The sequence below is a fragment of the Pseudomonas khavaziana genome, from assembly GCF_036704165.1.
Classification (GTDB): Bacteria; Pseudomonadota; Gammaproteobacteria; order Pseudomonadales; family Pseudomonadaceae; genus Aquipseudomonas; species Aquipseudomonas khavaziana.
In genome coordinates, this window is sequence record NZ_CP129946.1 from 1,819,593 (window position 1) to 1,841,698 (window position 22,106).

Below are 22,106 nucleotides of genomic sequence, written 5' to 3' on the forward strand. Positions count from 1 at the left end.
AACGTTCGATCTGATCAGCCGGTAGTTGCCAGCGCCCGGGCGGGTGCTGCGCTGAACTGAATTAACGCCACGCCGCCGATCAACAACACCGCCCCCAGCACCCGTGGCGTATTCAGTTGGCGTTCCACCAGGCCGAACAAACCGAAATGGTCGAGCAGCAACGATGCAAGAATCTGTCCGGCCATGGCCAACGCAATAAACCCCGATGCGCCCAGCTTGGGCAGCAGTATCAACGCCAACGAAATAAAACATACGCCGAACGCGCCGCCGGCCCACATCCACAAGGGTGCCTTGCTGATAAAGGCCAGGCTCGGCAGTGGTAAACGCAGCGCCACTATCACTGGCAGCAGCACGATGATGCTTACCAGCAATGACGCCAGGGTGGCCCACAACGGATGCCCGAGCCCGCGCCCGAGATTGGCGTTGATCGCACTTTGAAACGGCACCACCGCCCCGGCAATCACCGCCAGCGCTAACAAACCCAGCCAATGCAACGTCGTCATTTCAAATCTCCCAGAGGTTTTGCTGGACTCTAGGCTATTCGTCACGCAAATTTAAATTCCAAATTCTTATGCCGAGCATGCAGCTGATGAATGATCTGCGCCGCATCGACCTGAACCTGCTGGTGATCCTCGACGCCTTGCTCAGCGAGCAACATGTCACCCGCGCTGCCGAGCGCCTGCACCTGAGCCAGCCGGCAGTCAGCCATGCGTTGGCGCGCTTGCGCGATATGCTCGGTGACCCGTTGCTGGTGCGCCAGGGCGGGACGCTGATCCCAACGGCGCGTGCCCTGGAGCTGGCGGTGCCGTTGACCGAAGCCCTTGCCCAAGTGCAGACGTTGCTGGCACCGAATCGTTTTGACCCGGTTTCGGCCAAGCGCCGGTTTCGTGTGGCGATGTCGGACTACAGCGCGGCGATTATCCTGCCCAGCTTGGTCCGCGTCCTACGCCATGAAGCGCCTGGCATCGATCTGCAGATCATCCAGGCCAGCCGTGAAGGTATGGTCGATGGCGTGCTCAATGGCGATCTCGACCTGGCGGCTGGCGTATTCCCCGATATGCCCGCCGAACTGCGTACTACGCCTTTGTTTGCAGAGCATTACACCTGCCTGGTCGACCGCAGCAGCCTTGCACCCAGCGGCGTGCTGGATCTGCCGACTTACCTCGCACGCCCCCATGTGCTGCTGGAGATGCGTGGCAGTGGCACGCCGGAAATCGAACGGGCCCTACACGCGATACGTGAACGGCGGCATGTGGCGATCAGCTTGCCGCATTGGGGCGTGGCGCCACAGTTGATCGAGGGCACGGACCTGATTTTGACGGTGTCATCCCGGGGTTTACTGGATATCGATCATGCACGCCTGTTGGCCGTGCCACCGCCCTTTCATATTCCGTCATTTGCCTTTGAACTGGCCTGGCATGCGCGGCGGGGTGGGGATTCGGGGTTGCAGTGGTTGATTGGGCGGGTGCGGAGTGTATTGTCAGACGGTCACCAATAACCACGGGAAATCTACATGCTCAGCGGCTTTAACCACCTGACCCTGGCCGTGACCGATGTGCCGCGCAGCGTCAGTTTTTATCATGAGTTGTTGCACCTCCAGCTTGACGCCACCTGGGACAACGGTGCCTACCTGTCATTACCCGGCCTGTGGCTTTGCCTGTCACTGGACCCGTTGCGTCCGAGCGTGCCAGCGGCGGACTATACCCACTATGCGTTCAACGTCGAGGCCGCTCTTTTCGCCGCGCTGGTCGAGCGCCTGCGGGCGGCTGGCGTGCAGGAGTGGCGCGACAACCGCAGCGAAGGCGCGTCGTTTTATTTCCTCGATCCTGACGGCCATAAACTGGAGGCCCATGTCGGCGACTTGGCCTCGCGCCTGCAAGCGTGTCGCGCCAAGCCTTATGCGGGAATGAAGTTTTACCCGCCGCGCTGAAACATGCAGAATCAATCACCTTCACACGTCTGTCAGAGCCTACCTATGACCCCCTCCTTGCTGCTCGCCGTCCTTGCATCGGGTTTTATCTACGGTATTACCCCTGGCCCGGGTGTCTTGGCTGTGTTCGGCATCGGCGCTGCCCGTGGTCGACGTGCCGGGGCGGGTTTCCTGTGTGGGCATTTGCTCGGCGATGTGGTGTGGTGCAGCACGGCGCTGATTGCCATCGTCGGTGCGCGGGAAGTCGGCAGCAGCGCGTTCGATGTACTGGGTGTGCTCAGCGGTGTGTATCTGTTCTGGCTCGGCTGGCGGGCGATCCGCACCCAGCGCCGCAACAGCGATGCGCCCCAGGGCGCGGCGCGGCATCCGTTCTGGCATGGCATTCTGTTCGGCCTGACCAACCCCAAGGCGTATCCGGTTGCCGTGGCGACCTTCACGGCGTTGCTGTCCAGCCGTGCAGAGTTGCTGACCTGGTCGATGCTGCCCTCGCTGATTTTCCTGAGCTTTATCGGTGGCCTGCTGGCCTACGCGATTCTGATCGGCGTGGTCGGCGCCCAGCGGGTGCGTACGGTGTATCAGCGTCATGAAATCCTTATCACCAGGCTCTGTGGCGTGATGTTTATCGGCTTCGCCATCAATGCTTTGGCGCACGCGCTGCCGGGCCTGTTCGGCAATAAACCGGCCTGACGCATCCACGACCGTTCGTCGCACTGGCAGGTTTTTTCTAAACCTTTGCCGCGCAAAAAATTCGAACTCAGGGCGGGGCGTGTTTTCCCCGCACTTATTTTTGCCCTGGAGGAACCCATCATGAGCCGCATGGCTATCCGGTTACGCACCGCCAGTTTCGCGATGCTGCTGGGCCTCGGCGCCAGCAATGCTTTCGCCCAGTCGCCTGCCGAATTCATCGAGCAGGCTTCGGCCAAAGGCATGGCCGATATCGAAACCAGTCGCATGGCCCACGCCAAGACCTCATCCCAAGAGATCAAGGACTACACCATCGAGGTCATCAACGAACGTACCCTGGCCAACCAGCACTTGGCAGCCATCGCCAAGAAGCTCGACTTGCCGGTAGCACCTCGGGAAAAGATCGTTGATAAAGCCGAAACCCTGATGCCCGAACTCAAGGACGGCGACTCCTTTGACGCTGCCTATACCGCGCAACAGGTCAAGGAAAACGAGGACGCCATCGCCCTGTTCAAAAAAGAAGGTGCGGCGTCGGATGTGCCGGAAATAAAAGCACTGGTGGATGAAACGCTGCCCAAGCTCGAAGAGCGTCTGCAAAAAGCCCGAGCCCTGGCATCGACCTATGGCAAGGGGCATCAAGGTGATGGCTGAGGCTATTACGTGAAATAAAAAACGGCGATTGGATCACTCCAACCGCCGTTTTTTTCAGGCCTGGTTCAGGTCAGTCTTGATCTGCGCTGCATCGTCGGCCTCGGCCCCGCAACTGCTGTTCAAACTCACCTTGTCGCTGCTGCCAATGCTGCGGTACTCCTTGCGCAGTCTTTCAAGTTCTTTGCGGTCCAGGCCATCCAGGCTGAGCACGGCATTCTGTGCGTCCTTGGATGCGCGCAAGAGTTCATCGATCTTGATATGCAGGATGTCGTTATCCCGGTTTTGCGTGTTCTGAATCAGGAACACCATCAGGAAGGTGATGATGGTGGTGGAGGTGTTGATGATCAGTTGCCAGGTGTCGTTGTAGTGAAAGTACGGCCCGCTCAGGCTCCATAGGAGAATCAGCGCGACTGCCGCGTAGAAGGTCCTGGGACTGCCTGCCCAACGGGACAGGGTTTGGGAGACTGCAGAGAATTTCATGACCGTTTTTCCTCAAAAAGGGTGATGAAAATACTGACCGCGGGCAGTCGCTGAAATTTCTTTTTACAACTTAGCATGTGAACAAAATTGAGCGTTTTCTGCCAGGTATTTAGGCATGAACCTACGGCGTTCTAAAACGGCCAGAGCAAGACTGGGTTTTTTATCTGGAAACTGCCCATGCGTGCTGACCCTGCTTTTGAACTGGACACACTTTATCACCTGACCGAAGACCACTATTTTGCCGCCACCTGCCTGACGCATCACCGCTACTGCGCAGCCATCAACGCGTATTTTGTTGACGAGGATGATTTCCTGTTGAATTTGCTGTTCATTCGTCTTGGCAGCGGTCCGTTGGGAGATGAAATGGCTGCGACACTCGAGCTGATCCGACGCACCCTGATTGAAGTACGCCTGGTGATTCATGAGCAAAAGGTCGAGGGCTTGCGCGAATTGCTTGCCGGGCTCGATTTTCAGCCCGCTGAAAAAACTACGGCGATGGTGCTCCAATTGTCAGCGCTTATTCCATCAGAGGGTGAGGGTGATGTGCAGGTCCGCCTGACACGGGATTTGAATGAGTGGGCCGTTCCGCTTGGCAATGCGTACGCGATGCTACCCGAGGTGGCTGCGCATTATCAGGCCCGACACCAGAGAGCCCTTGACGCTGGTGAAAGCCTTTATCACTTCACCCTGTCCGCCGAGGGGCAGGTGAGCTGCTCGTTGACCTTGTCGCTATGCAATGGAGAGGCCCGGCTTAATGATGTTGGCACGCTCATTAACTCGCGCGGGAGAGGCTATGCCACGCGTTTGATCCAAGAGGCCCTGAATCATGCGTCGAGCCTGGGCGCCCAGCGATGCTTTCTCGAGGCATCGGAGGGCGCCGTCCCGCTGTATCGCAAGTTGGGTTTCGAGCGTTTATTCGACTACCGGGCTTTTGTTCGCGTGGCTGTACCAGGCCTATGATCAGAAAGCCATTTTGACTTGGCCGCGATCTTCGAGGGTCAATAGATACTGTTTGGCCTCAAGCCCTCCTGCAAACCCGGTCAGCCCGCCCGATGCACCCACCACGCGATGGCACGGTGCGATGATCGAGATCGGATTACGCCCGTTGGCGGCGCCTACTGCGCGCACGGCCTTCGGGTTGCCGATTTGCTGGGCGATCTGGCTGTAGCTGCGGGTTTCGCCGAACGGAATGGTCAATAGGGCCTTCCAGACTTGCTTTTGAAAGTCGGTGCCTGCGAAGTCCAGTTCCAGCTCGAAGTGATTGCGCGTTCCAGCAAAGTATTCGGTCAATTGGCGCTCGGTTTCCAACAACACCGGGTTGTGGTTGGCCTCGATCAATTCACCCAGGCGCACGCGGTTGGCACGTTCTGCTTCCCACAGGATAGCGCTGAGTTTGCCCTCGCGCGCCACCAGCGTAAGTTCACCGACGGGGGAGGGCATGAGCTTGTAGTGGTAAGTCATGAGCAGGCTCCTCGAAAGGGCGTTAATGGGGATGACGCTACTGTAGCTGCACCTGCTGGCGAGGAAACTACGTTTCTTGCGGTCAAATTCGTCGCCAGGCTAGAAGCTCCAGTAAACCCAACTGGAATAGTACGGGTACCAATAGAGCCATGAGATCCAATAGAGCGCCACGAGCACTGATGCATGACCCGTCGCCAACGAAATCACATTGAGTACGGTCATGATCAGCGCGAAAAACGTCACGCGTCGGCTGGCATGGCGCGAGGCGAACCTTACGCCGTAAACCGATGCTGCAATCGATCCGAGTATCAGTAACCAGCCAAGGGGAAATGGCAGCCTTAAAAACGAGACCAGCAGCGGCACCACTACCACCCAGCCAACCACTTGACGCAGGATAGGTTTTTCAAGCATGGGGTGCTCCGGATATCTGAATCGACGAGCTGACATCATCACGATGTGTATTCGTCACCACCGTAAGATTTTACTTAGGTAATTACCGGTCCTGCTGCAATACCTTGAGCGCTGCCGACGCCAGGAACCCCGAGCGGCTTTTTTCTTCCGGATGACTCAACACATATTCATCGATGCGATTCAACAGGTACCCCGGCAGGGTGATGTTGAGTTTTTGCGCCTTGCCCAGGTACTTGGTGACATCGATGTCCACTACTGCCCAAGTGCAGCCGGCGTACTGTGGGTTGGCGGCATGCAGGGTGACTTTCTGGGAGCTGGGGATCGGGGCGCCATCTTCTGCCAGGATCTCGAAGTGCCCTTCGATGGCTTCGCGGGCCATCGCCATGGCGTCGTCCAGGTCATCGCCGGCGGAGTAGCAACCTGGAATATCCGGGACCTCCACGCCCCACGCGTGGTCCTTGTCACCGGTTGAAATTGCGATGGGGTAAAGCATGTGTGTTGCCCTCCAGGGACGGTTAACTCAACAGAGCCTGTTTCAAGATGCTCTTTACGGTCTTATCCAGCAGGTCCTTTTTTGGATGAGGGATCGTTACCAACCCTGGCTTCGTCGGGTGCTTGAAATGGTGATGACTGCCCCTGATGCGTACAAGATACCAACCGTCTGCAATGATATGACCGATCAAATATCGACTGTCCACATCACCTCCTTGTGGTGTGTGTTGGTGGTGACTATAACCACTGAAAAAAAATAATCAACACGCTACCTACCAGCGGCAGCTGTGCAGTTTTTCAGTAAGCATTGAATGAAGTGTATGGGCGCGCAGCAAAGGCGCCTTGGAGAGGTATTGCAAGGATTTTCAGGGCTAACGGGTATGCAGTGACTGCTCAAGTACGCCAAGAAATGCATCCGCCAATACACTTCTTGCTGATGCCGGGGTCAGTACCAGCAACTCTGCACACGCATCCACTTCCTGCATTGGCCTATAGGTCACGCCCCTGTTCATCAGACTCTGCGTACAGTCCGGCACCAGTGCCACGCCCTGTCCGGCCGCCACCAGGGCGATGATCGAAGTGATCTGCCGTCCGGTGGGTCCAGGCCGCAACGGATGGCCATGGTTGCGGTAAAGTTGCTCGATGGACTGGTTCAAGCCTGACCCATAGTCAGCGGGAAACAGAATAAGCGGGTAAGTGCTCAGTTGCGCCAGGCTGACCTTCGCCTGGCTCGCCAACGGGCTGTCGCTGGAGACTGCTGCCACCAGCCGTTCTTCACCCAGTGACAATACGTGGACATCAGTGTTTTTTGGCAACAGCCGGCTCAAGCCGATATCCAGGCGCCCATCTGCGACCTGCGCGCCCAGACCGCCGGAGGCGCACTCCACCAAGGTCAGTTGCACATCGGGAAAGCGCTGGGCGAAGGCCTGGATGGCGCGGCTGAATAGGTCTGACAGGGCGATTGAGCTGACGTAGCCCAATGTCAGCTGACCCGCCGTGCCGGCAGCCAATTTACCGGCGATCACCTGCGCCAACTCCACCTGTTCCAACACGCTCCTGGCGTAGGGCAGGAACGCCCTTCCCTGGGCAGTGAGGGTGACCGTGCGGCTGGTGCGGTCAAACAGCTTGAACCCCAATTCGGTTTCCAGGGCGGAAATCTGCCGGGTCAGCGGCGGCTGGGCCAGATGCAGGCGAATTGCTGCGCGGCCGAAGTGCAATTCTTCGGCGACCGTCAGAAAGTAACGCAGCTTGCGTAGGTCGAGCATCCTGGTCCTTGGGTATCAATCGGTCGGAATTCGGTATTGGTTTTAAGCCCTCTGGCCATTCTATAAAGACCGCACAAAATAAAACGAGAAGTTTCATGAAACCGCGCCTGCACTGTGCCCGCCTTGCCCTGTTCCTGTGTGGTTGCGCGGCGTTTCTCAATCTCTATGCCACCCAGAGCATCTTGCAGGTGTTCGCCGCGCAATTTCATATCAGCGCCAAGACCGCGGGATGGAGTATTACCGTGACCACACTGGCCGTGGCGATGACTGCGCCATTTGTCAGCCGCCTGACCCGGCACTTCGAACAGCGTACCGTGATCTCGACTGCGGCGTTGCTGCTGGCCGGGCCGGTGTTGATGACGGCCTATGCTGACAGTTTCGCGCAAGTGCTGGTGTGGCGCTTTGTCGAGGGCATGTTGATCCCGTTTGTGTTTGCCTCCAGCGTGGCCTACATCGGCGATCGCTGGCACGGCGGCACGGTGACCGAAGTCACCAGCCTTTACGTGGCGGGCACCGTGTTGGGAGGGCTTGGCGGGCGCTTCATCTCCGGGGTGATGACCGAGTATGTGGGCTGGCGTGAAGCGTTTGAGTGGCTGGCGGTACTGAGCTTGATGGTGGGCGGTTTTATTCAGTTCCTGCTGCCTGCCAATCGCCCGCGGGTGCAGCAAGTCCAGGCGGCTTCGTCAGGCGTTTGGCGCAGGCCGTTGCTGGCCGCTTACGCCGTGGGCTTTTGCGTATTGTTCTCGCAAGTCGCTACTTTTACATACGCAGGTCTATACCTTGGCTTACCGCCATTCAACCTCGGGCCTGCCGCTTTGGGGGCGCTGTACATGGTGTTTCTGTTGGCGTTGATCGTGATCCCAATCGCTGGCCGCCTCAGCAAAGCCCGCCCGCACGTCGAATTGCTGAGCGTTGCCGCCATCTTGGGCGTCTGTGGTTCGGCCCTGACCCTGGCGCCTTCCCTCTGGTGCATTGTGGTGGGCCTGGCACTCAGTTCTACCGGCGTGTTCTTGGCCCAAGCCACTGCCAATGCCTTCACCACCGCCACCGCTGGCGCCGACAAGGCAGGGGCGGTGGGGGTCTATCTCACCTGTTATTACCTGGGGGGTAGCTGCGGCGCTATCGTCCCGGCACTGATCTGGGAGCGCTGGGGTTGGGCCGGTTGTGTGGGGCTGATCATCGGTTTCCAGATGATGACCCTGTTGATCGCGCTGGCCGGCTGGAAGCCCCTTAAACCTGAGCTGATCCGCGTACCATGACCCATAAAAAAACCGGCCACCAAGGGCCGGTTCTTATGCAGTCGCGCCAGAACCATCTCGACGCAAGCGCAAAATCTGAGTGGAGCGGGTAGAGGGAATCGAACCCTCAACTAAAGCTTGGGAAGCTTTCGTTTTGCCACTAAACTATACCCGCTCAGAGCGGCTGACTTTGTACCAGATGTCCGCCAGGATTTGAAGTTTTTCTTCGAAAAATGTGCGGGTTGCATGTGGTGAGGGCGCTCACTCACCCCGGAGTGCGAAGCGCTCCTACAGACAGAGGCTCTGCTTCGCACCCCAAGCCGCTCCCGCCAGCCTTCATTTCAGATGGCAAACGCCTGCCGGGCATGACCCTGCTGATACCTCAACCTGCTCACCTGCCGCTCCGGTTTCAAGAAGCCCACCACCGCCTCACGGCTGTCCCGGCACGCGGCTTTATGCTCCATATCCAGGAAATGCCCCGTTGCCTGGATGGTGCTGAAGCTGCTCTTGGCTACATGCTGGCCAAACAGCTTGGCATCTTCGGCACTGGTGTATTCGTCCCATTCACCATTCAGGAACAGCACCGGAATGTCGATCTGCCTGGCCGCCTTGATATAGCACAGCCGGTCGCTGTTGAGCACGTGGCTGATGTGGAAGTGCATCTGCCCGTATTCGTGCTCGGCCAGGCTGCTGACGTGACGGTAGTTGAAGCGTTTGAACAGCGACGGCAGGTGTTTGCCGATGGTGCTGTTGACTAACTGGCCGACGCGGTCACGGTCGAGGTTGCCGAGATAGTCGACGCCGCGTTCGAGGTAGTCACGCATGGGGGTGTTGATCACTGGCGAGAATGAGCTGATCACGGCTTTCTCCACGCGGCGAGGCCGGTGCGCGAGGGCGACCAGAGTGGCAGCGCCGCCCCAGGAGAAAGACAGCACGTGCTCGGCGGCGAAATGGTCGAGCAGTTCCAGGAGGATCTGGCCTTCGACTTCCTTGGTCAGCATCTGCTCATGACGATTATGGATTTTTGAGCGGCCAGCGTAGGGCTGGTCGTACAAAACCACATTGAATTGCGGGTACAGGCTTTTAACGGTTTGAGCGAAGGACGCCGTGGTCGCCATTGAGCCATTGACCAGGACGATGGTCTTTTCAGCCGCGTCCGCACGATAGAACTCCGTGTACACCCGATACTGCCCCTGTATATCCAGCACAGCGATTTCTGGCCTCATGTCGTAAGACTCCTGGCAAGCGGGTAGTGCGCGCAAATTACTCTGCACGAGCTTTGTGACAGGTAGGCATACGCCTGGAAAATGAAGGCCGGCCCTGTCGGTCCGATGACGGCTGGCCGACGGGTATCGCCAGGGGGGCTTTTTGCCGGGAGGGCCCGTAGATCAAGTGCGGGCGAGGCAAGATGTTTCTTGGAGGTTATAGGGTGACTCTTCAGTCATAAAACTGGCTGATGCCCTGATTCAAGCAGTACAGTCGGCAGGTCGCAAGATTAGGAACTGGTTTTTTGCCATCATCGGCTCAACGGTCGTCAGACTTGTCGGATTTCTTCGTCAGTCAGTGGCCGATATTGGCCCGGCGCCAGCGCCGCATCCAGCACCAAAGGTCCCATTCGCTCACGATGCAGGCCGATCACCTTGTTATCAAAATACCCGAACATGCGCTTCACCTGATGGTAGCGCCCTTCGATGATGCTCAACCGCGCCGTTCTTGAGCCCAGTAGTTCAAGCTCGGCGGGTTGGGTGGTGAGGTCTTCGAAGGCGAAATACACACCCTTGGCAAACGTCGCCGCGTACTCCGGGCCGATGTCCTGCTCGGTTTGCACGTAGTAAACCTTGGGCAACTTGGTCTGTGGTTGCGTCAGTCGCCGCGACCACTGGCCGTCGTTGGTGATCAGCATCAGGCCGGTGGTATTGAAGTCCAGGCGACCGGCGATATGCAGTTCGGCCTTGTCCGGTTCGTCCAGCAAGTCCAGGACCGTGGGGTGTTGTGGGTCCGAAGTGGCGCTGACGCAACCCTGGGGTTTGTGCAGCATGAAATAGCGCGCCGGCTTACCCGCCTGCAGTATGGCGTCATCAACGCAGACCAGGCTGAATTCACGCACGTCATGATGGGGGTCGCTGACCGCCACGCCATCGACGGTCACCCGGCGCTCCGCAAGCAGCAGGCGCACTTGCTGGCGATTGAACTGCGGCAGGTTGCTGAGGAAACGGTCAACGCGCATTGCGCTGACGCAACTGGGCGTCTACCTGGGCACAGCGAGGGCACAAGCAGGCTTGATTGCGCAGTTCATCAGGCAAGGCTTCAAGCACCATCGGGTCGATGGTGACGCTGTAGCACCAGCAGGCTTGGTCGGCGGTACGCGGGTCGGCCAGGGTGCAGTCGTTGCGGGCACCGCAAGCGGGGCAGAGGGTTGGCGTGGTCATCGGTCGTTCAGGCAGGCATCGGGCAGGGTTGCGCAATTTCTTGCACGATACAGTGCTGCTCAGTCGCGTTCCATCTCCCTGGCCTGAAGGCTGGTATTCAATTCGTCCGAAACAGATGTTTCTACTTGTGTCGTCAACGCACCAGATTCTGTTTTTGATGTCAGATATTTCGTCATTCAGTGAAAGCTGAATGCCGCTTCCCAGCGTCGCTGGAGGAGCTCTTTCGCGGTCCAGGAGGCCGCCATGTATCGACGACTGCTACTTATCGCTTTGCTCGGCCTGACCCTTTGCGCCTGCGTGCCCTACTACGAAGGAGGCTCTACTTACTATCGTTCCGAGGTCTACACCGCACCTGCGCCGGCCTATTACTACGGTGGCCCGCGTTACTCCCCGTACGGGCGCAGTTACTACGCTCCAGCGCCTCGCTACTATGCGCCACCGCCTCGTTATTATTCCGCGCCGCGTTACTACCAGCCCGCGCCGCGTTATTACCCGAGGGCCGGTTACCGGCCCTATCAAAACCAGGGGTGGGGCAATCGCTGGGGCAACGGTGGGCATGGCCGTGGCTCCGATCACGGAGGTGGCCGAGGCGGTCACCGTTAAATGTTTTGAAAAACAAGCGGCGCCTGATGCGCCGCTTTTTTTTACCGTTTGTCGGTACTGTCAGATTTAACAGCTATCTTTGGGTTTCTAGATGCATTTCACTACGTGAGGCTGTGTATGCCCCGTAGAGAAAATGGGTGAATGGAACCTGCTATGTTCAAACGATTGATGTGTCTTCTCTTAATGATGGGCAGCGTTGCTGCCCTAGCCAGAGCGGAACAAGGTTGCCCTTATCCCTTGATGATCAAGCATGTCGATGAGCATTTTGAAGTCGTGGATAAAAATGTGCTGTGGCAGAGCCAGAAAGTCGAGAGCCGCGATTTTATCGACCGGTTTATCGGCGCCATATTTACCCCGGGCAAAGGTGAAGAACGGCAAGGCGGCTACATGGACAAGTGCCTCTATCGAACGGGCGGGGGCGCCGTTGTCGCCTTGAGACCAAGCCCGCCTGGCGTTCCGACCAGCATGTCGTTGACTGATACATTGTATTGGCGGCTAGACAAAGATGTATTCGGCCAACCGGTTTATTTGTGTGACGAAGGGCCGCCGGATAACTGCGCCTTCAAGGTAGCCGACAAAAAACGTAAAGCTGTCAAAAGTCTGATAAATCCGCCAGAGGATTCCTACCTTCCCACGCCTTATTGAAGTGCGCCTGCACCACTGCTTCCGGAAGCGTGTTGATATCCGGCCAATGCCAATGAGGCGTCTGGTCCTTGTCGATCAGGCGTGCCCGGACCCCTTCGGCGAACTCCGGATGACGGCAGCAATTGAGGCTCATGGTGTACTCCATCTGAAACACCTGGGCCAGGGACAGGTGCCGGGCGCGTTGGATCTGTTCCCACACCAGGTAAGCCGTGAGTGGGCAACCTTCGCTGAGGGTCTTGCCGGCGCGCGCTAATAGCGGGTCGCTGTGCTCACGCAGCAGGCTCAAGGCACGCCAGGCACAGCGTACATCCCCCACATCCAGCCACTCGTCGATCTGCCCGCGGTGTGGCAGCCATTGCGCTTGGGGTTGCTGGCTCACCGCTTCCTGGGCCAGGGCCTTGAGCAAGCTGTTGAGTTGCATGGCGGTTTGTTCCTGCCAGTTCAGTTGCAGCAGGCCATTGAGCAATTCGTCTTGCTGGTCATCGCGCAGGAAGCGGTCGGCCAGACCCAGGTCCAGCGCATCACGACCGTTGATATGGGCACCGCTGAGGCCCAGGAATAACCCGAGCTTGCCCGGCAGGCGGGAAAGAAACCAACTGGCACCGACGTCGGGGTAAAGGCCGATGCTGATTTCGGGCATGGCCAGGCGGCTGCTTGGCGTGACGATGCGCACGGAAGCGCTTTGCAACAGGCCCATGCCGCCGCCCAGCACATAGCCGTGGCCCCAGCAGATCAGCGGCTTGGGGTAGGTGTGCAGGCGGTAATCGAGGCGATATTCGGCAGCAAAAAATTGCGCAGCCAAGGCCGGTACTTCGCCGGGTTGTTCACGGCATTCCTGGGCTAGGCTGCGCACCTCGCCACCGGCGCAAAAGGCCTTGGGCCCGTTGCCGCGCAACAGTACGCAGACGATTTGCGGGTCCTTGGCCCAGGCATCCAGGCGGTCGTCCAGCGCGAGGATCATCGGCAAGGAGAGGGCGTTGAGGGTCTTTTCCGCATCCAGGCTGGCGATGCCAATGCGGGCGCCGCCACTGCCGGTCAGTTCTTCGAAGTGCAGGTTCATCGTGACCTCAATCGAGAAGGTGAAGGATGAGTATGATCCCTTCGTGGGAAAGTGCCGGTGGTGTGTCAGATCAATTGACAAGCGGAGTCGGCTTTCCTAGGGTTCGCCTCATTCTTTTTTACAAGACAATTCAACTATGACCGATGGCGACCGTATCAAACTCGAACCCAGCTGGAAACACGCCCTGCGCGATGAGTTCGAGAAGCCCTACATGGCCCAGTTGCGCGAGTTCCTGCGCCAGGAACACGCCGCCGGCAAAGAGATCTACCCGCCTGGCCCGCTGATTTTCAACGCCCTTAACTCCACGCCCCTGGATAAGGTCAAGGTGGTGATCCTCGGCCAAGACCCCTACCACGGGCCCGGCCAGGCCCACGGCCTGTGCTTCTCGGTACAACCTGGCGTGCCGGCGCCGCCATCACTGGTCAATATCTATAAAGAACTCAAGCGCGACCTGAATATCGACATCCCCAATCACGGCTACCTGCAAAGCTGGGCCGAACAGGGGGTGTTGATGCTCAACACCACCATGACCGTGGAGCGCGCCAATGCCAACGCCCATGCGGGCAAGGGCTGGCAGTTCTTTACCGATCGGATTATTGAGGTGGTCAGTGAGCACCAGCCTCATCTGGTGTTCCTGCTGTGGGGCGCCCATGCCCAGGGCAAGCAGAAGCTGATCGACGCCACCAAACATCTGGTGTTGACCTCGGTGCATCCGTCGCCGTTGTCGGCTTATCGCGGGTTTATTGGGTGTGGGCATTTCAGCCGGGCCAACAAGTTTCTGGAGCAGAATGGCGAGACGCCGATTGAGTGGCGTTTGCCGCCTGCGGGCCAGAGCTGAAGTAATATGAGTCGTTTCTGGCGCAGGCTGAAAATTTTTTGGCTGTTATCGGCCAGCTAAAAATGTGCCTCGCATTTACTCGTTACAATGTGAGGCACGGTAAGTGGCTCTTTGTTAGTTTCTACTTAGGGGAACTGGCCTGCTGAACGACATGAATGTCATCGATATCAAACGTGATGTCACCTTCGACGATTGGGTATTCCAAGACGATGCGTATTTCAGTTACGGGGTCGAGTTCGGCGGCTGGCAGCGTTCCGCTGATCTGATCCCATTGATGAAGGGTAGGGGTATGTTTGATTTCCTCATGTACCCCGTTATCAGGCCAATAAGTAAGTCGAATGGAGCCTTCCCCTGGGAGGTCTCCGCGCATACGCAATTTAAATGAGATTTCTACCGGCTGTTTGATTGATATGTCGTCGAAGCGCTTGCTGATCTCAGCATGTACCTTGTCTTCTAAGCGAAGTGCTGCGGGGAACGAAAGGTAGTAGTTCAAACGACCCGGCATCGCACCATCAGTTTTTACGACGAGATCCCAATTGTGCGGGCGGGTTTTCCAATCATTCGTTACATCGGGGAAATCTGAATAGTCATCAATAGCCATTTTTGCTTGCCTCCATTCCTTCAACAAAGGGATTCAATCCTTGCTAGGAGTAGTTTAGTGGCGGTATTCAAAGCAGCAACTGTCAGAAATGACAGGTTGACAAACGTCTATTGACGACTTGTCGATGTCCAGGGGATTTGTGGTAGTGCTGTTTTACGGGTTTACGGCTGCCTATTCCAATGTCGAAACAACGGCTCTGCTAAAAACAACACAAATAACAACCGCATGACTTGCATCGCCGTCACCAGTGGTACCGATAATTGCAGGGTTTCCGCCGTCAGGCTCATTTCGGCAATCCCTCCAGGCATCATCCCCAGTGTCAGGGAGCGCAAGTCCAAGTGCGTGAGCGCACTCAAACCTACAGCTGCCAACGTGGCGAGTGCCATGGTCAAAGCCGTGCCGATCAAAGTGCGGCCCATAAACGACGGGGCCCGCCGGAAGAACTGGCGATTGAAGTGGCATCCCAAGCCACTGCCGATCAGCCATTGTCCAATCTGGCTACCACCATCGGGCAAGCCGATATGCAAATCCCAGGTCACGCTGGCGACGGCACTCACCAGCAATGGCCCGAACAGCCAGGGATTGGGTTGGCGCAAACGCTGCCAGCCCCAGGCCACCAACGCACCTAACGGAAACAGCAGGGCCAGCCAGGCCCAGTCGACCGGCGCTGGATGAAACTGCGGTGCACCGCCGCCGAGCAAATACTTGAAGATCGCCGGCACGCACAGCACCACCACCAGCACGCGCAAACTCTGCCCTGCTGCAACCCGGCTAAGCACTGCGCCATTGCGCGAGCCGAGATTGACCATCTCGCCGGAGCCGCCCGGCATGCTCGAGAAAAACGCCGTGGCGCGGTCTTCGCCGCTGCGGCGCATCAACCACACACCGACTACGCTCGACAAGCTCGTAACCAAGGCACCAAAGAAAATCAGGCCGAAATGGCTCATCACCTGCTCGATCACCACCGGCGTGAAGTGCAGGCCGATGCCGATGCCCACCACCCATTGCCCGCATTTGCGCCCGCCGGGAATCTCCGCTAATTGCCAGGGCGTGAGGCAGCGCACCAGGATGATCGCCAGCAATGAGCCGACCATATACGGCAACGGCCAGCCGACCAGGCTGGCCAGGTAACCGCCGGCCAGGCCGACCAGCGGTGTTCCCCACCAATGTTTGAAGGTGACCTCAAGCATCGGCTACGGCACGACGCTGCAAGGAGCGCTTGCGCCAGATACGCAGCAACGGCACGAGCAGCATGATTGCGGTCATTACCCACACACCGAAGGTGATCGGGCTTGACCACAAGATCTCCAGTGCGCCATTGGAAATCGACAGCGCACGACGCAGGTTCTGCTCCATCAGGCCACCGAGGATGAAGCCCAGCAGCAACGGCGACAGTGGGAAGTCCAGCTTGCGCAGGATGTAGCCGAAGATGCCGATGGCGATCATCAGGAACAGATCGAAAGTGGTGGCATGTACGGCGTACACACCGATCGCGGTGATGATGGCGATCACCGGCACCAGCGCCCAGTTCGGCACGGCAAGGATGCGCGTGAAGATGCGGATCATCGGGATGTTGAGGACCACCAGCATGATGTTGGCGATAAACAACGAGGCGATCAGGCCCCAGACGATATCGGGTTGCTGTTGGAACAGCAGCGGGCCAGGGGTGATGTTGTAGAGCGACAGCGCCCCGATCATCACGGCCGTGGTGCCTGAGCCAGGAACGCCGAGGGTCAGCATCGGCACCATGGCGCCGCAGACCGAAGCGCCGATGGCGGTTTCCGGTGCTGCCAGGCCGCGCATGTCGCCTTGGCCGAACTTGCCGCTGGCGCCGGCGATACGTTTTTCGGTCATGTAGGCCACGGCCGAGGCCATGGTCGCGCCAGCACCTGGCAAAACACCGATGATAAAGCCTGACACCCCGCAACGCAGGTTTACGGTCAGCACCGACAAGGCTTCCTTGACGTTGAACATCATGCGCCCGGTGGCTTTCACCGCTTCCTGGCCACGGTGGGTTTTCTCCAGGAGCAGCAGGATCTCACTGATGGAGAACAGGCCCAGCACCAACACCACGAACTGGATGCCGTCGGTCAGGTGGATATTGTCGCCGGTAAAGCGATACACACCGCTGTTGGCATCGATGCCCACGCAGGCCAGGAACAAGCCGATCAACGCCGAGACGAAGGTTTTCAGTGGCTTGTCGCCGGCCATGCCGCCCAGGCAGACAATCGCGAATACCATCAACACGAAGTATTCCGCCGGCCCAAAGGCAATTGCCCATTTGGCCAGCAGCGGGGCGAACAGCACCATGCCGCAGGTGGCGATAAACGCACCGATGAACGAGCTCCAGGCAGACAGCGACAACGCCACGCCGGCCATGCCTTTACGGGCCATTGGGTAGCCGTCGAGGGTGGTCATCACGGTGGAAGCTTCGCCCGGGATGTTGAGCAGGATTGAGCTGATACGGCCGCCGTATTCACAACCCAGGTATACGGCTGCCAGCAGGATCAGCGCTGATTCGGGCGGCAGGCCCAGGGCAAACGCGATGGGGATCAACAGTGCCACGCCGTTGATCGGGCCCAGGCCCGGCAGCAGGCCGACCACGGTGCCGATCAGGGTGCCGCACAGGGCGGTCACCAGGTTGTAGGGGCTCAGCGCGACGCCGAAACCCTGGCCCAAATAGCCGAAAGTATCCATATCAGTTCTCCAGAACGTCGAGCAGACCGAGGGGCAGTGGCACGTCCATGGTTTTATCGAACAGCAGATAAAGACCGATGCTCATCAAGGTGATGATGACCACGCTGGGCAACCAGCGGCCGCCGTACAGCCGTGCCATCGGAATACCGATGAGCATGCTGCTGAGAATGAAGCCCAGGGATTCGAAAGTGCCGGCAAACACCAGCAGCAAGGCCACGCAAATCCCGATCTTGACCAGGGTCGGGCGGTCCAGCGCCGGCTCATCTTCGGTGTGCTTGGTCGGTTGCGGACGAATCAGCATGTAGATCAGCGCCAGGCCCATCAGCCCGATCAGCAGCAGGGGGAAGGCTCGAGGCCCTACCGGTTCGTAGGAAAATGCCGCCTGATACGGCCAGGCCATGAGTGCCAGGCCGATACAGGCCAGTAACATCGCGGCAGCGAAAATGCGTTGAAAGAGCATGGAGAACTCCTGGGCCACGCCTTCGATGCACGAAGGCGTGGCCGCGCGAACAGGGGGCGATTACTGGATCAGGCCGAACTCTTTGGCCAGCACTTTATAGTCGGCCACCTGTTTCTTCACGTAGGTGTCCAGCTCCTGGCCAGTCATGGCGAACGGGAACAGCTCGCGCTGGTCACGCAGCTTGGCGAAGTCCTCGGAGGCCAGCAGTTTGTCGAACGCATCTTTCCACCAGGCATAGTCGGCATCGCTGACTTTTGGCCCAAGGTAGAAACCGCGCACCACCGGCCAGACGATGTCGTAGCCTTGCTCCTTGGCCGTCGGGATGTCTTTCATTTCCGGCTCGTCCAGGCGCTTTTCGGCGAATACGGCCAGCAAGCGCATATCGCCGCTCTGGATGTGTGGCATGGAGTCGGAGATGTCGGTACTGCCCACCTGGATATGGCCGCCCAGCAGCGCCGTGGCGATTTCGCCGCCACCTTCGAGCGCCACATAACGCAGGTCACGGGGGTTGATGCCGGCCGCCTTGGCGATCAGTGCTGTTTGCATCCAGTCCTGGCTGCCGACGGTACCGCCGGAACCAATCACGACCTTGCTCGGGTCCTTCTTCAACGCCTGGACCAGGTCGTCGAGGGTCTTGTAGGGCGAGTCGCTTTTCACTGCGATGGCACCGTAGCTGGTGCCCACCGCCGCCAGCCAGCGCACGTTGGTTTCATCGAAACGGCCGAACTTGCCTTGGGCCAGGTTCAATAGCGAGCCGCTGGACCAGGCCACCAGGGTGCCGGCGTCTGCAGGCCGTTGGGCGACTACGGCGTTGTAGGCCACCGCGCCCACGCCGCCGGGCATGTAGGTCACACGCATCGGCTTGCTTAGCAGCTTTTCATTGACCAGCGCGCTTTGCGCCAGCTTGCAGGTCAGGTCGAAACCACCGCCAGGTGAGGCCGGGGCGATGCATTCAGGGCGCTTGGGTTCGTCGGCGGCCAGCAGTTGGCCAGCGAACAGCATGCAGCCAGCGGCGAGGGCAACTCTACGTAGTGAAGAGGTCATGGGATTTCTCCGTTATTGTTTTTATTTTGACGAAAACGCGTCGAGGCGTTTTTCGGGTGCTACGAATCAGGTAGCTCGGCAGGCATAGACCACCGTGTCTGGATGCTAAAGGGCGAAGCTTTCACTAACCTTTCAATGGCCTTTCAATGTTTTCGGGCTTCACAGGGCAGGTTGCGCCTGTAAACTCGCCGGCCAGCGGGTCTATAAAAAGCCGCGCCGATCACTCCTCATGAGGTAGAAGTCCATGCGTGTCCTCCTGGTTGAAGACCATTTGCAACTCGCCGAAAGTGTCGCCCAGGCGCTCAAGGGCATGGGTTTGACGGTCGACGTACTGCACGATGGCGTGGCCGCGGACCTGGCCTTGGGCAGCGAGGAGTACGCGGCGGCAATCCTCGACGTGGGCCTGCCGCGCATGGATGGTTTCGAGGTGCTGGCGCGCTTGCGCGCCCGCGGCAAGAATCTGCCGGTGCTGATGCTGACGGCGCGCAGCGATGTGAAAGACCGCGTGCACGGCCTGAACCTGGGCGCCGACGACTACCTCGCCAAGCCGTTTGAGCTGACGGAGCTGGAAGCACGGGTCAAGGCGCTGCTACGGCGCAGCGTGCTGGGCGGGGAGCGCCAGCAGGCGTGCGGGGTGCTGGTGTATGACCTCGACACACGGCGCTTCACGGTTGGGGGCGAGTTGATGACCTTGACCTCCCGCGAGCAAGCCGTGCTCGAAGCCCTTATCGCCCGGCCGGGCCGCGTGATGAGCAAGGAACAGTTGGCCTCCCAGGTATTCGGCCTTGATGAGGAAGCCAGCCCCGACGCCATCGAAATCTACGTGCACCGCCTGCGTAAGAAGCTCGACGGCCAGCCCATCGCCATCGTGACGTTCCGCGGCCTTGGCTACTTGTTGGAAGCCCGCGATGCATAAGCCCAGCAGCCTGCGCTGGCGCCTGCTGTGCAACCTGGCGCTGTTGCTGGTGTTGTTGATGCTCGCCAGCGGCATGAGTGCCTACTGGAATGGCCGCGAAGCCGCCGACACCGCCTATGACCGCACCTTGCTGGCCTCGGCGCGCACCATTGCTGCCGGCTTGACCCAGGTCGACGGCACCCTTAGCGCGAATGTGCCATACGTGGCCTTGGACACCTTCGCCTACGACAGCGCAGGGCGTATTTATTACCAGGTCAATGACATCGACCAGAAGCTGATTTCCGGCTACGAAAACTTGCCCGGCCCGCCCCCCGGCACGCCGCGCACCGACGATTACCCGGCCCTGGCGCGCTTCTACGATGCCAAGTATAAAGGCCAGCCTGTACGGGTGGTGAGCCTGCTCAAGGCCGTCTCCGAACCGAATATGAATGGCATGGCGGAAATCCGCGTCGCCGAAACCGACGAAGCACGGGTCGCCATGGCCCGCAGTTTGATGGCCGACACGCTGTTGCGCCTGGGCATGCTCGCCATCGGTGCGCTGTTGCTGGTGTGGTTCGCCGTGAGCGCGGCATTGCGCCCGTTGGAACGCCTGCGCACGGCGGTGGAAGAGCGCCAGCCCGATGACCTGCGGCCACTGCCGCTGGTGGAAGTCCAGGATGAATTCGGCCCGTTGGTGCGTTCCCTCAACCACTTTACCGAACGTCTGCGTGGGCAGTTCGAGCGCCAGGCGCAGTTTATTGCCGACGCAGCCCATGAACTGCGTACGCCGCTGGCGGCGCTCAAGGCCCGGCTGGAGCTGGGCCTGCGCGCCGAAGAGCCGGCCACCTGGCGCAGCACCCTGGAAAGCGCCGCACAAGGCACCGACCGCCTGACGCACCTGGCCAACCAGTTGTTGTCGCTGGCCCGCATTGAAAACGGTGCCCGGGCCATTGCCGAGGGCGGTGCGCAATTGCTCGACCTCAGCCAGTTGGCCCGTGAGCTGGGCATGGCCATGGCGCCGCTGGCCCACGCGCGGGGAGTGGCCCTGGCGCTGGAGGCGGACGAGCCGGTATGGCTGCGCGGCGAACCGACGCTGTTGAACGAATTGCTGAGCAACCTGGTGGACAACGCCCTGGCCCACACACCGCCTGGCGGCAATGTGATTCTGCGGGTGACGGCACCGGCGGTGCTGGAGGTCGAAGATGATGGCCCGGGCATCCCGCTGGATGAGCGGGACCGGGTCTTTGAGCGTTTTTACCGACGCAGCCAGCAGGGCATGGGGTCGGGCTTGGGGTTGGCGATTGTCGGCGAGATCTGCCGCGCCCACCTGGCGCAGATCAGCCTGCATGATGGCGAGTTGGCTGGGCTGAAAGTGCGCGTGAGTTTTATTGCAGGTTGATCAGTAAAACATTGAGCGCGCTTCATCCAGTTCGGCGCGTGACTTTTCGCTGTAGAGATCAACCTGCAGCTTTTGCATCGCCGGCACGCTGGAAATGTCGACTTTCGCCAGCGGATGGTCGGTGTTGTGGTGGCAGTAGAGCACGGCGATCTGCACCAGATCGACGTAGTCGAGCCTGGCAGAGTCGCGTTCCAGGTTCAGGTACTGGCCCGGCAGTTTTGCCAGCATTTCCGGAAAGTCCCAGCCGCCCAACAGCTTGTCGCCCAGTAACGGGTGAATGCTCTCGATGACGTGGTTGAGGCTGACCGGGTCTGACAGCAGTTCGTAATGGTCTTCGGCGTAGGTGAGGATCGGCAGCACGCCGATCTGGTGTACCAAACCACCAAGGGCCGCCTGGTCCGCCTTGAGGTGGCTATGCTTGCGGCACAAGGCATAACTGACGCCGGCTACTTCCAGGCTGCGACACCACACATCCCGCATTTTCTGTGCAACCACTTCGGAGCGGGCGTGAAAGATCTGCTCCATCACCAGGCCGATGGCCAGGTTGCTGCTGTAGTTGGTGCCGAGCCGCGTGATGGCGGTGTGCAGGTCGGTGACTTCCTGGCTGGCCCGCAACAGCGGGCTATTGACCACTTTGATCAGGCGCGCCGACAGAGCGGTGTCGCGACTGATCACCTTGCTCAAGTGGCTGATGCTGATCTCCGGGTCTTCGGCGGCCTGGCGAATCCTCAGGGCCACCTCCGGCAGTGTCGGCAGAACCAGGTCATCGTTGTCGATGGCCATCACCAAAGCCTGTTGGACTTTTTCCGCCAGCTTGTTCATT

General features: G+C 59.2%; 28 protein-coding genes and 1 tRNA gene. 11 read left to right on the forward strand and 18 right to left on the reverse strand.

The features are described 5' to 3' along the window. Positions 1 to 14 precede the first annotated feature (14 nt). Positions 15 to 503: a DMT family transporter gene (locus QYQ93_RS07985; protein ID WP_043046351.1), complete on the reverse strand. Its 489-nt coding sequence runs from the start codon at positions 501 to 503 to the stop codon at positions 15 to 17. A 77-nt stretch (positions 504 to 580) separates the two neighbouring features. On the opposite strand from QYQ93_RS07985, the gene QYQ93_RS07990 reads away from it, so the two are divergent. The 4 genes from QYQ93_RS07990 to QYQ93_RS08005 all read left to right on the forward strand — a co-directional run bounded on the left by QYQ93_RS07990 (position 581) and on the right by QYQ93_RS08005 (position 3,265). Next, a complete protein-coding gene (locus QYQ93_RS07990) occupies positions 581 to 1,498 on the forward strand; it encodes a LysR substrate-binding domain-containing protein (RefSeq protein WP_419178661.1) in 918 nt (305 codons plus the stop codon). Between the two features lie 15 nt (positions 1,499 to 1,513). Continuing rightward, positions 1,514 to 1,930 (forward strand): fosfomycin resistance glutathione transferase, encoded by a 417-nt coding sequence (fos, locus tag QYQ93_RS07995; RefSeq protein WP_043046353.1) that lies wholly within the window; start codon positions 1,514 to 1,516, stop codon positions 1,928 to 1,930. A 45-nt stretch (positions 1,931 to 1,975) separates the two neighbouring features. Next, positions 1,976 to 2,617, forward strand: a complete 642-nt coding sequence (locus QYQ93_RS08000; RefSeq protein WP_338476675.1) for a LysE family translocator — start codon at positions 1,976 to 1,978, stop codon at positions 2,615 to 2,617. 120 nt (positions 2,618 to 2,737) lie between these two features. Next, positions 2,738 to 3,265 carry a DUF4142 domain-containing protein gene (locus tag QYQ93_RS08005; protein WP_005785958.1) on the forward strand — a complete coding sequence of 176 codons (528 nt, stop codon included), beginning with the start codon at positions 2,738 to 2,740 and terminating at the stop codon, positions 3,263 to 3,265. 54 nt (positions 3,266 to 3,319) lie between these two features. Here the strand turns inward: QYQ93_RS08005 and QYQ93_RS08010 are convergent, their stop codons facing one another. Then, positions 3,320 to 3,745, reverse strand: a complete 426-nt coding sequence (locus QYQ93_RS08010; RefSeq protein ID WP_338476676.1) for a low affinity iron permease family protein — start codon at positions 3,743 to 3,745, stop codon at positions 3,320 to 3,322. A gap of 177 nt (positions 3,746 to 3,922) precedes the next feature. Between QYQ93_RS08010 and QYQ93_RS08015 the strand changes: the two genes are divergently transcribed. Continuing rightward, complete coding sequence (locus QYQ93_RS08015) at positions 3,923 to 4,705, forward strand: GNAT family N-acetyltransferase (RefSeq protein ID WP_043046359.1); 783 nt, start codon at positions 3,923 to 3,925, stop codon at positions 4,703 to 4,705. On the opposite strand, the gene QYQ93_RS08020 is transcribed toward QYQ93_RS08015, so the two are convergent. From QYQ93_RS08020 to QYQ93_RS08040, 5 genes are all read right to left on the reverse strand, one after another. Next, positions 4,706 to 5,206: a methylated-DNA--[protein]-cysteine S-methyltransferase gene (locus QYQ93_RS08020; protein ID WP_338476677.1), complete on the reverse strand. Its 501-nt coding sequence runs from the start codon at positions 5,204 to 5,206 to the stop codon at positions 4,706 to 4,708. A gap of 99 nt (positions 5,207 to 5,305) precedes the next feature. After that, positions 5,306 to 5,617, reverse strand: a complete 312-nt coding sequence (locus tag QYQ93_RS08025; RefSeq protein WP_043046362.1) for a hypothetical protein — start codon at positions 5,615 to 5,617, stop codon at positions 5,306 to 5,308. An 82-nt stretch (positions 5,618 to 5,699) separates the two neighbouring features. Further along, positions 5,700 to 6,110 carry a type II toxin-antitoxin system HicB family antitoxin gene (locus tag QYQ93_RS08030; protein ID WP_338476678.1) on the reverse strand — a complete coding sequence of 137 codons (411 nt, stop codon included), beginning with the start codon at positions 6,108 to 6,110 and terminating at the stop codon, positions 5,700 to 5,702. Positions 6,111 to 6,132: 22 nt separating this feature from the next. After that, positions 6,133 to 6,315, reverse strand: coding sequence for a type II toxin-antitoxin system HicA family toxin (locus tag QYQ93_RS08035; protein ID WP_338476679.1), 183 nt, complete (start codon positions 6,313 to 6,315; stop codon positions 6,133 to 6,135). Positions 6,316 to 6,480: 165 nt separating this feature from the next. Beyond that, complete coding sequence (locus tag QYQ93_RS08040) at positions 6,481 to 7,374, reverse strand: LysR family transcriptional regulator (protein WP_338476680.1); 894 nt, start codon at positions 7,372 to 7,374, stop codon at positions 6,481 to 6,483. 95 nt (positions 7,375 to 7,469) lie between these two features. Between QYQ93_RS08040 and QYQ93_RS08045 the strand changes: the two genes are divergently transcribed. Then, positions 7,470 to 8,633, forward strand: coding sequence for an MFS transporter (locus tag QYQ93_RS08045; protein WP_043046367.1), 1,164 nt, complete (start codon positions 7,470 to 7,472; stop codon positions 8,631 to 8,633). An 80-nt stretch (positions 8,634 to 8,713) separates the two neighbouring features. On the opposite strand, the gene QYQ93_RS08050 is transcribed toward QYQ93_RS08045, so the two are convergent. The 4 genes from QYQ93_RS08050 to QYQ93_RS08065 all read right to left on the reverse strand — a co-directional run bounded on the left by QYQ93_RS08050 (position 8,714) and on the right by QYQ93_RS08065 (position 11,041). Beyond that, a tRNA-Gly gene (locus QYQ93_RS08050) sits at positions 8,714 to 8,787 on the reverse strand. A gap of 166 nt (positions 8,788 to 8,953) precedes the next feature. Continuing rightward, positions 8,954 to 9,838, reverse strand: a complete 885-nt coding sequence (locus tag QYQ93_RS08055; protein WP_043046368.1) for an alpha/beta fold hydrolase — start codon at positions 9,836 to 9,838, stop codon at positions 8,954 to 8,956. A gap of 308 nt (positions 9,839 to 10,146) precedes the next feature. After that, positions 10,147 to 10,839, reverse strand: coding sequence for a 16S rRNA pseudouridine(516) synthase (locus QYQ93_RS08060; RefSeq protein WP_043046369.1), 693 nt, complete (start codon positions 10,837 to 10,839; stop codon positions 10,147 to 10,149). Continuing rightward, positions 10,829 to 11,041 carry a cysteine-rich CWC family protein gene (locus tag QYQ93_RS08065; protein WP_338476681.1) on the reverse strand — a complete coding sequence of 71 codons (213 nt, stop codon included), beginning with the start codon at positions 11,039 to 11,041 and terminating at the stop codon, positions 10,829 to 10,831. The genes QYQ93_RS08060 and QYQ93_RS08065 overlap by 11 nt, the downstream gene beginning before the upstream one ends. Before the next feature lie 243 nt (positions 11,042 to 11,284). Between QYQ93_RS08065 and QYQ93_RS08070 the strand changes: the two genes are divergently transcribed. Continuing rightward, the gene (locus tag QYQ93_RS08070) at positions 11,285 to 11,644 is read left to right on the forward strand and encodes a hypothetical protein (RefSeq protein ID WP_080888979.1); all 360 of its coding nucleotides are present in this window, start codon (positions 11,285 to 11,287) and stop codon (positions 11,642 to 11,644) included. 153 nt (positions 11,645 to 11,797) lie between these two features. Further along, positions 11,798 to 12,289 carry a DUF3757 domain-containing protein gene (locus QYQ93_RS08075; protein ID WP_338476682.1) on the forward strand — a complete coding sequence of 164 codons (492 nt, stop codon included), beginning with the start codon at positions 11,798 to 11,800 and terminating at the stop codon, positions 12,287 to 12,289. On the opposite strand, the gene QYQ93_RS08080 is transcribed toward QYQ93_RS08075, so the two are convergent. Further along, positions 12,237 to 13,349, reverse strand: a complete 1,113-nt coding sequence (locus QYQ93_RS08080) for an enoyl-CoA hydratase/isomerase family protein (protein ID WP_338476683.1) — start codon at positions 13,347 to 13,349, stop codon at positions 12,237 to 12,239. The genes QYQ93_RS08075 and QYQ93_RS08080 overlap by 53 nt on opposite strands. 136 nt (positions 13,350 to 13,485) lie before the next feature. Here QYQ93_RS08080 and ung point away from each other — a divergent pair, with 136 nt between their 5' ends. Beyond that, on the forward strand, positions 13,486 to 14,187 hold the full coding sequence (gene ung / locus QYQ93_RS08085) for a uracil-DNA glycosylase (protein ID WP_043046373.1): 702 nt from the start codon (positions 13,486 to 13,488) through the stop codon (positions 14,185 to 14,187). A gap of 121 nt (positions 14,188 to 14,308) precedes the next feature. On the opposite strand, the gene QYQ93_RS08090 is transcribed toward ung, so the two are convergent. The 5 genes from QYQ93_RS08090 to QYQ93_RS08110 all read right to left on the reverse strand — a co-directional run bounded on the left by QYQ93_RS08090 (position 14,309) and on the right by QYQ93_RS08110 (position 18,989). After that, complete coding sequence (locus QYQ93_RS08090; protein WP_043046374.1) at positions 14,309 to 14,788, reverse strand: hypothetical protein; 480 nt, start codon at positions 14,786 to 14,788, stop codon at positions 14,309 to 14,311. 161 nt (positions 14,789 to 14,949) lie between these two features. Continuing rightward, positions 14,950 to 15,978 (reverse strand): AbrB family transcriptional regulator, encoded by a 1,029-nt coding sequence (locus tag QYQ93_RS08095; protein ID WP_043046376.1) that lies wholly within the window; start codon positions 15,976 to 15,978, stop codon positions 14,950 to 14,952. Next, positions 15,971 to 17,485 carry a tripartite tricarboxylate transporter permease gene (locus QYQ93_RS08100; RefSeq protein WP_043046378.1) on the reverse strand — a complete coding sequence of 505 codons (1,515 nt, stop codon included), beginning with the start codon at positions 17,483 to 17,485 and terminating at the stop codon, positions 15,971 to 15,973. The genes QYQ93_RS08095 and QYQ93_RS08100 overlap by 8 nt, the downstream gene beginning before the upstream one ends. Before the next feature lies 1 nt (position 17,486). Further along, on the reverse strand, positions 17,487 to 17,945 hold the full coding sequence (locus QYQ93_RS08105) for a tripartite tricarboxylate transporter TctB family protein (protein WP_043046379.1): 459 nt from the start codon (positions 17,943 to 17,945) through the stop codon (positions 17,487 to 17,489). 60 nt (positions 17,946 to 18,005) lie between these two features. After that, entirely contained in the window at positions 18,006 to 18,989 is a 984-nt protein-coding gene (locus tag QYQ93_RS08110; protein WP_043046380.1) for a Bug family tripartite tricarboxylate transporter substrate binding protein, read from the reverse strand. Positions 18,990 to 19,233: 244 nt separating this feature from the next. On the opposite strand from QYQ93_RS08110, the gene QYQ93_RS08115 reads away from it, so the two are divergent. Next, entirely contained in the window at positions 19,234 to 19,905 is a 672-nt protein-coding gene (locus tag QYQ93_RS08115) for a response regulator (RefSeq protein WP_043046381.1), read from the forward strand. Next, positions 19,898 to 21,283 (forward strand): sensor histidine kinase, encoded by a 1,386-nt coding sequence (locus QYQ93_RS08120; protein WP_338476684.1) that lies wholly within the window; start codon positions 19,898 to 19,900, stop codon positions 21,281 to 21,283. The genes QYQ93_RS08115 and QYQ93_RS08120 overlap by 8 nt, the downstream gene beginning before the upstream one ends. On the opposite strand, the gene QYQ93_RS08125 is transcribed toward QYQ93_RS08120, so the two are convergent. Then, positions 21,284 to 22,105, reverse strand: a complete 822-nt coding sequence (locus QYQ93_RS08125; protein WP_043046383.1) for an HDOD domain-containing protein — start codon at positions 22,103 to 22,105, stop codon at positions 21,284 to 21,286. Between the last annotated feature and the right edge of the window lies 1 nt (position 22,106).

What these genes read in the sequence shown, in the direction of transcription:
- ung (WP_043046373.1), top strand. Translation starts at nt 13,486, where the DNA reads ATGACCGATGGCGACCGTATCAAACTCGAACCCAGCTGGAAACACGCC.
- QYQ93_RS08100 (WP_043046378.1), bottom strand. Translation starts at nt 17,485, where the DNA reads ATGGATACTTTCGGCTATTTGGGCCAGGGTTTCGGCGTCGCGCTGAGC.
- QYQ93_RS07990 (WP_419178661.1), top strand. Translation starts at nt 581, where the DNA reads ATGCAGCTGATGAATGATCTGCGCCGCATCGACCTGAACCTGCTGGTG.
- QYQ93_RS08055 (WP_043046368.1), bottom strand. Translation starts at nt 9,838, where the DNA reads ATGAGGCCAGAAATCGCTGTGCTGGATATACAGGGGCAGTATCGGGTG.
- QYQ93_RS08070 (WP_080888979.1), top strand. Translation starts at nt 11,285, where the DNA reads ATGTATCGACGACTGCTACTTATCGCTTTGCTCGGCCTGACCCTTTGC.
- QYQ93_RS08020 (WP_338476677.1), bottom strand. Translation starts at nt 5,206, where the DNA reads ATGACTTACCACTACAAGCTCATGCCCTCCCCCGTCGGTGAACTTACG.
- QYQ93_RS08080 (WP_338476683.1), bottom strand. Translation starts at nt 13,349, where the DNA reads ATGAACCTGCACTTCGAAGAACTGACCGGCAGTGGCGGCGCCCGCATT.
- QYQ93_RS08000 (WP_338476675.1), top strand. Translation starts at nt 1,976, where the DNA reads ATGACCCCCTCCTTGCTGCTCGCCGTCCTTGCATCGGGTTTTATCTAC.
- QYQ93_RS08060 (WP_043046369.1), bottom strand. Translation starts at nt 10,839, where the DNA reads ATGCGCGTTGACCGTTTCCTCAGCAACCTGCCGCAGTTCAATCGCCAG.
- QYQ93_RS07985 (WP_043046351.1), bottom strand. Translation starts at nt 503, where the DNA reads ATGACGACGTTGCATTGGCTGGGTTTGTTAGCGCTGGCGGTGATTGCC.
- QYQ93_RS08090 (WP_043046374.1), bottom strand. Translation starts at nt 14,788, where the DNA reads ATGGCTATTGATGACTATTCAGATTTCCCCGATGTAACGAATGATTGG.
- QYQ93_RS08065 (WP_338476681.1), bottom strand. Translation starts at nt 11,041, where the DNA reads ATGACCACGCCAACCCTCTGCCCCGCTTGCGGTGCCCGCAACGACTGC.
- QYQ93_RS08030 (WP_338476678.1), bottom strand. Translation starts at nt 6,110, where the DNA reads ATGCTTTACCCCATCGCAATTTCAACCGGTGACAAGGACCACGCGTGG.
- QYQ93_RS08015 (WP_043046359.1), top strand. Translation starts at nt 3,923, where the DNA reads ATGCGTGCTGACCCTGCTTTTGAACTGGACACACTTTATCACCTGACC.
- QYQ93_RS08025 (WP_043046362.1), bottom strand. Translation starts at nt 5,617, where the DNA reads ATGCTTGAAAAACCTATCCTGCGTCAAGTGGTTGGCTGGGTGGTAGTG.
- QYQ93_RS08040 (WP_338476680.1), bottom strand. Translation starts at nt 7,374, where the DNA reads ATGCTCGACCTACGCAAGCTGCGTTACTTTCTGACGGTCGCCGAAGAA.
- QYQ93_RS08095 (WP_043046376.1), bottom strand. Translation starts at nt 15,978, where the DNA reads ATGCTTGAGGTCACCTTCAAACATTGGTGGGGAACACCGCTGGTCGGC.
- QYQ93_RS08045 (WP_043046367.1), top strand. Translation starts at nt 7,470, where the DNA reads ATGAAACCGCGCCTGCACTGTGCCCGCCTTGCCCTGTTCCTGTGTGGT.
- QYQ93_RS08120 (WP_338476684.1), top strand. Translation starts at nt 19,898, where the DNA reads ATGCATAAGCCCAGCAGCCTGCGCTGGCGCCTGCTGTGCAACCTGGCG.
- QYQ93_RS08010 (WP_338476676.1), bottom strand. Translation starts at nt 3,745, where the DNA reads ATGAAATTCTCTGCAGTCTCCCAAACCCTGTCCCGTTGGGCAGGCAGT.
- QYQ93_RS08110 (WP_043046380.1), bottom strand. Translation starts at nt 18,989, where the DNA reads ATGACCTCTTCACTACGTAGAGTTGCCCTCGCCGCTGGCTGCATGCTG.
- QYQ93_RS08075 (WP_338476682.1), top strand. Translation starts at nt 11,798, where the DNA reads ATGTTCAAACGATTGATGTGTCTTCTCTTAATGATGGGCAGCGTTGCT.
- fos (WP_043046353.1), top strand. Translation starts at nt 1,514, where the DNA reads ATGCTCAGCGGCTTTAACCACCTGACCCTGGCCGTGACCGATGTGCCG.
- QYQ93_RS08115 (WP_043046381.1), top strand. Translation starts at nt 19,234, where the DNA reads ATGCGTGTCCTCCTGGTTGAAGACCATTTGCAACTCGCCGAAAGTGTC.
- QYQ93_RS08125 (WP_043046383.1), bottom strand. Translation starts at nt 22,105, where the DNA reads ATGAACAAGCTGGCGGAAAAAGTCCAACAGGCTTTGGTGATGGCCATC.
- QYQ93_RS08105 (WP_043046379.1), bottom strand. Translation starts at nt 17,945, where the DNA reads ATGCTCTTTCAACGCATTTTCGCTGCCGCGATGTTACTGGCCTGTATC.
- QYQ93_RS08005 (WP_005785958.1), top strand. Translation starts at nt 2,738, where the DNA reads ATGAGCCGCATGGCTATCCGGTTACGCACCGCCAGTTTCGCGATGCTG.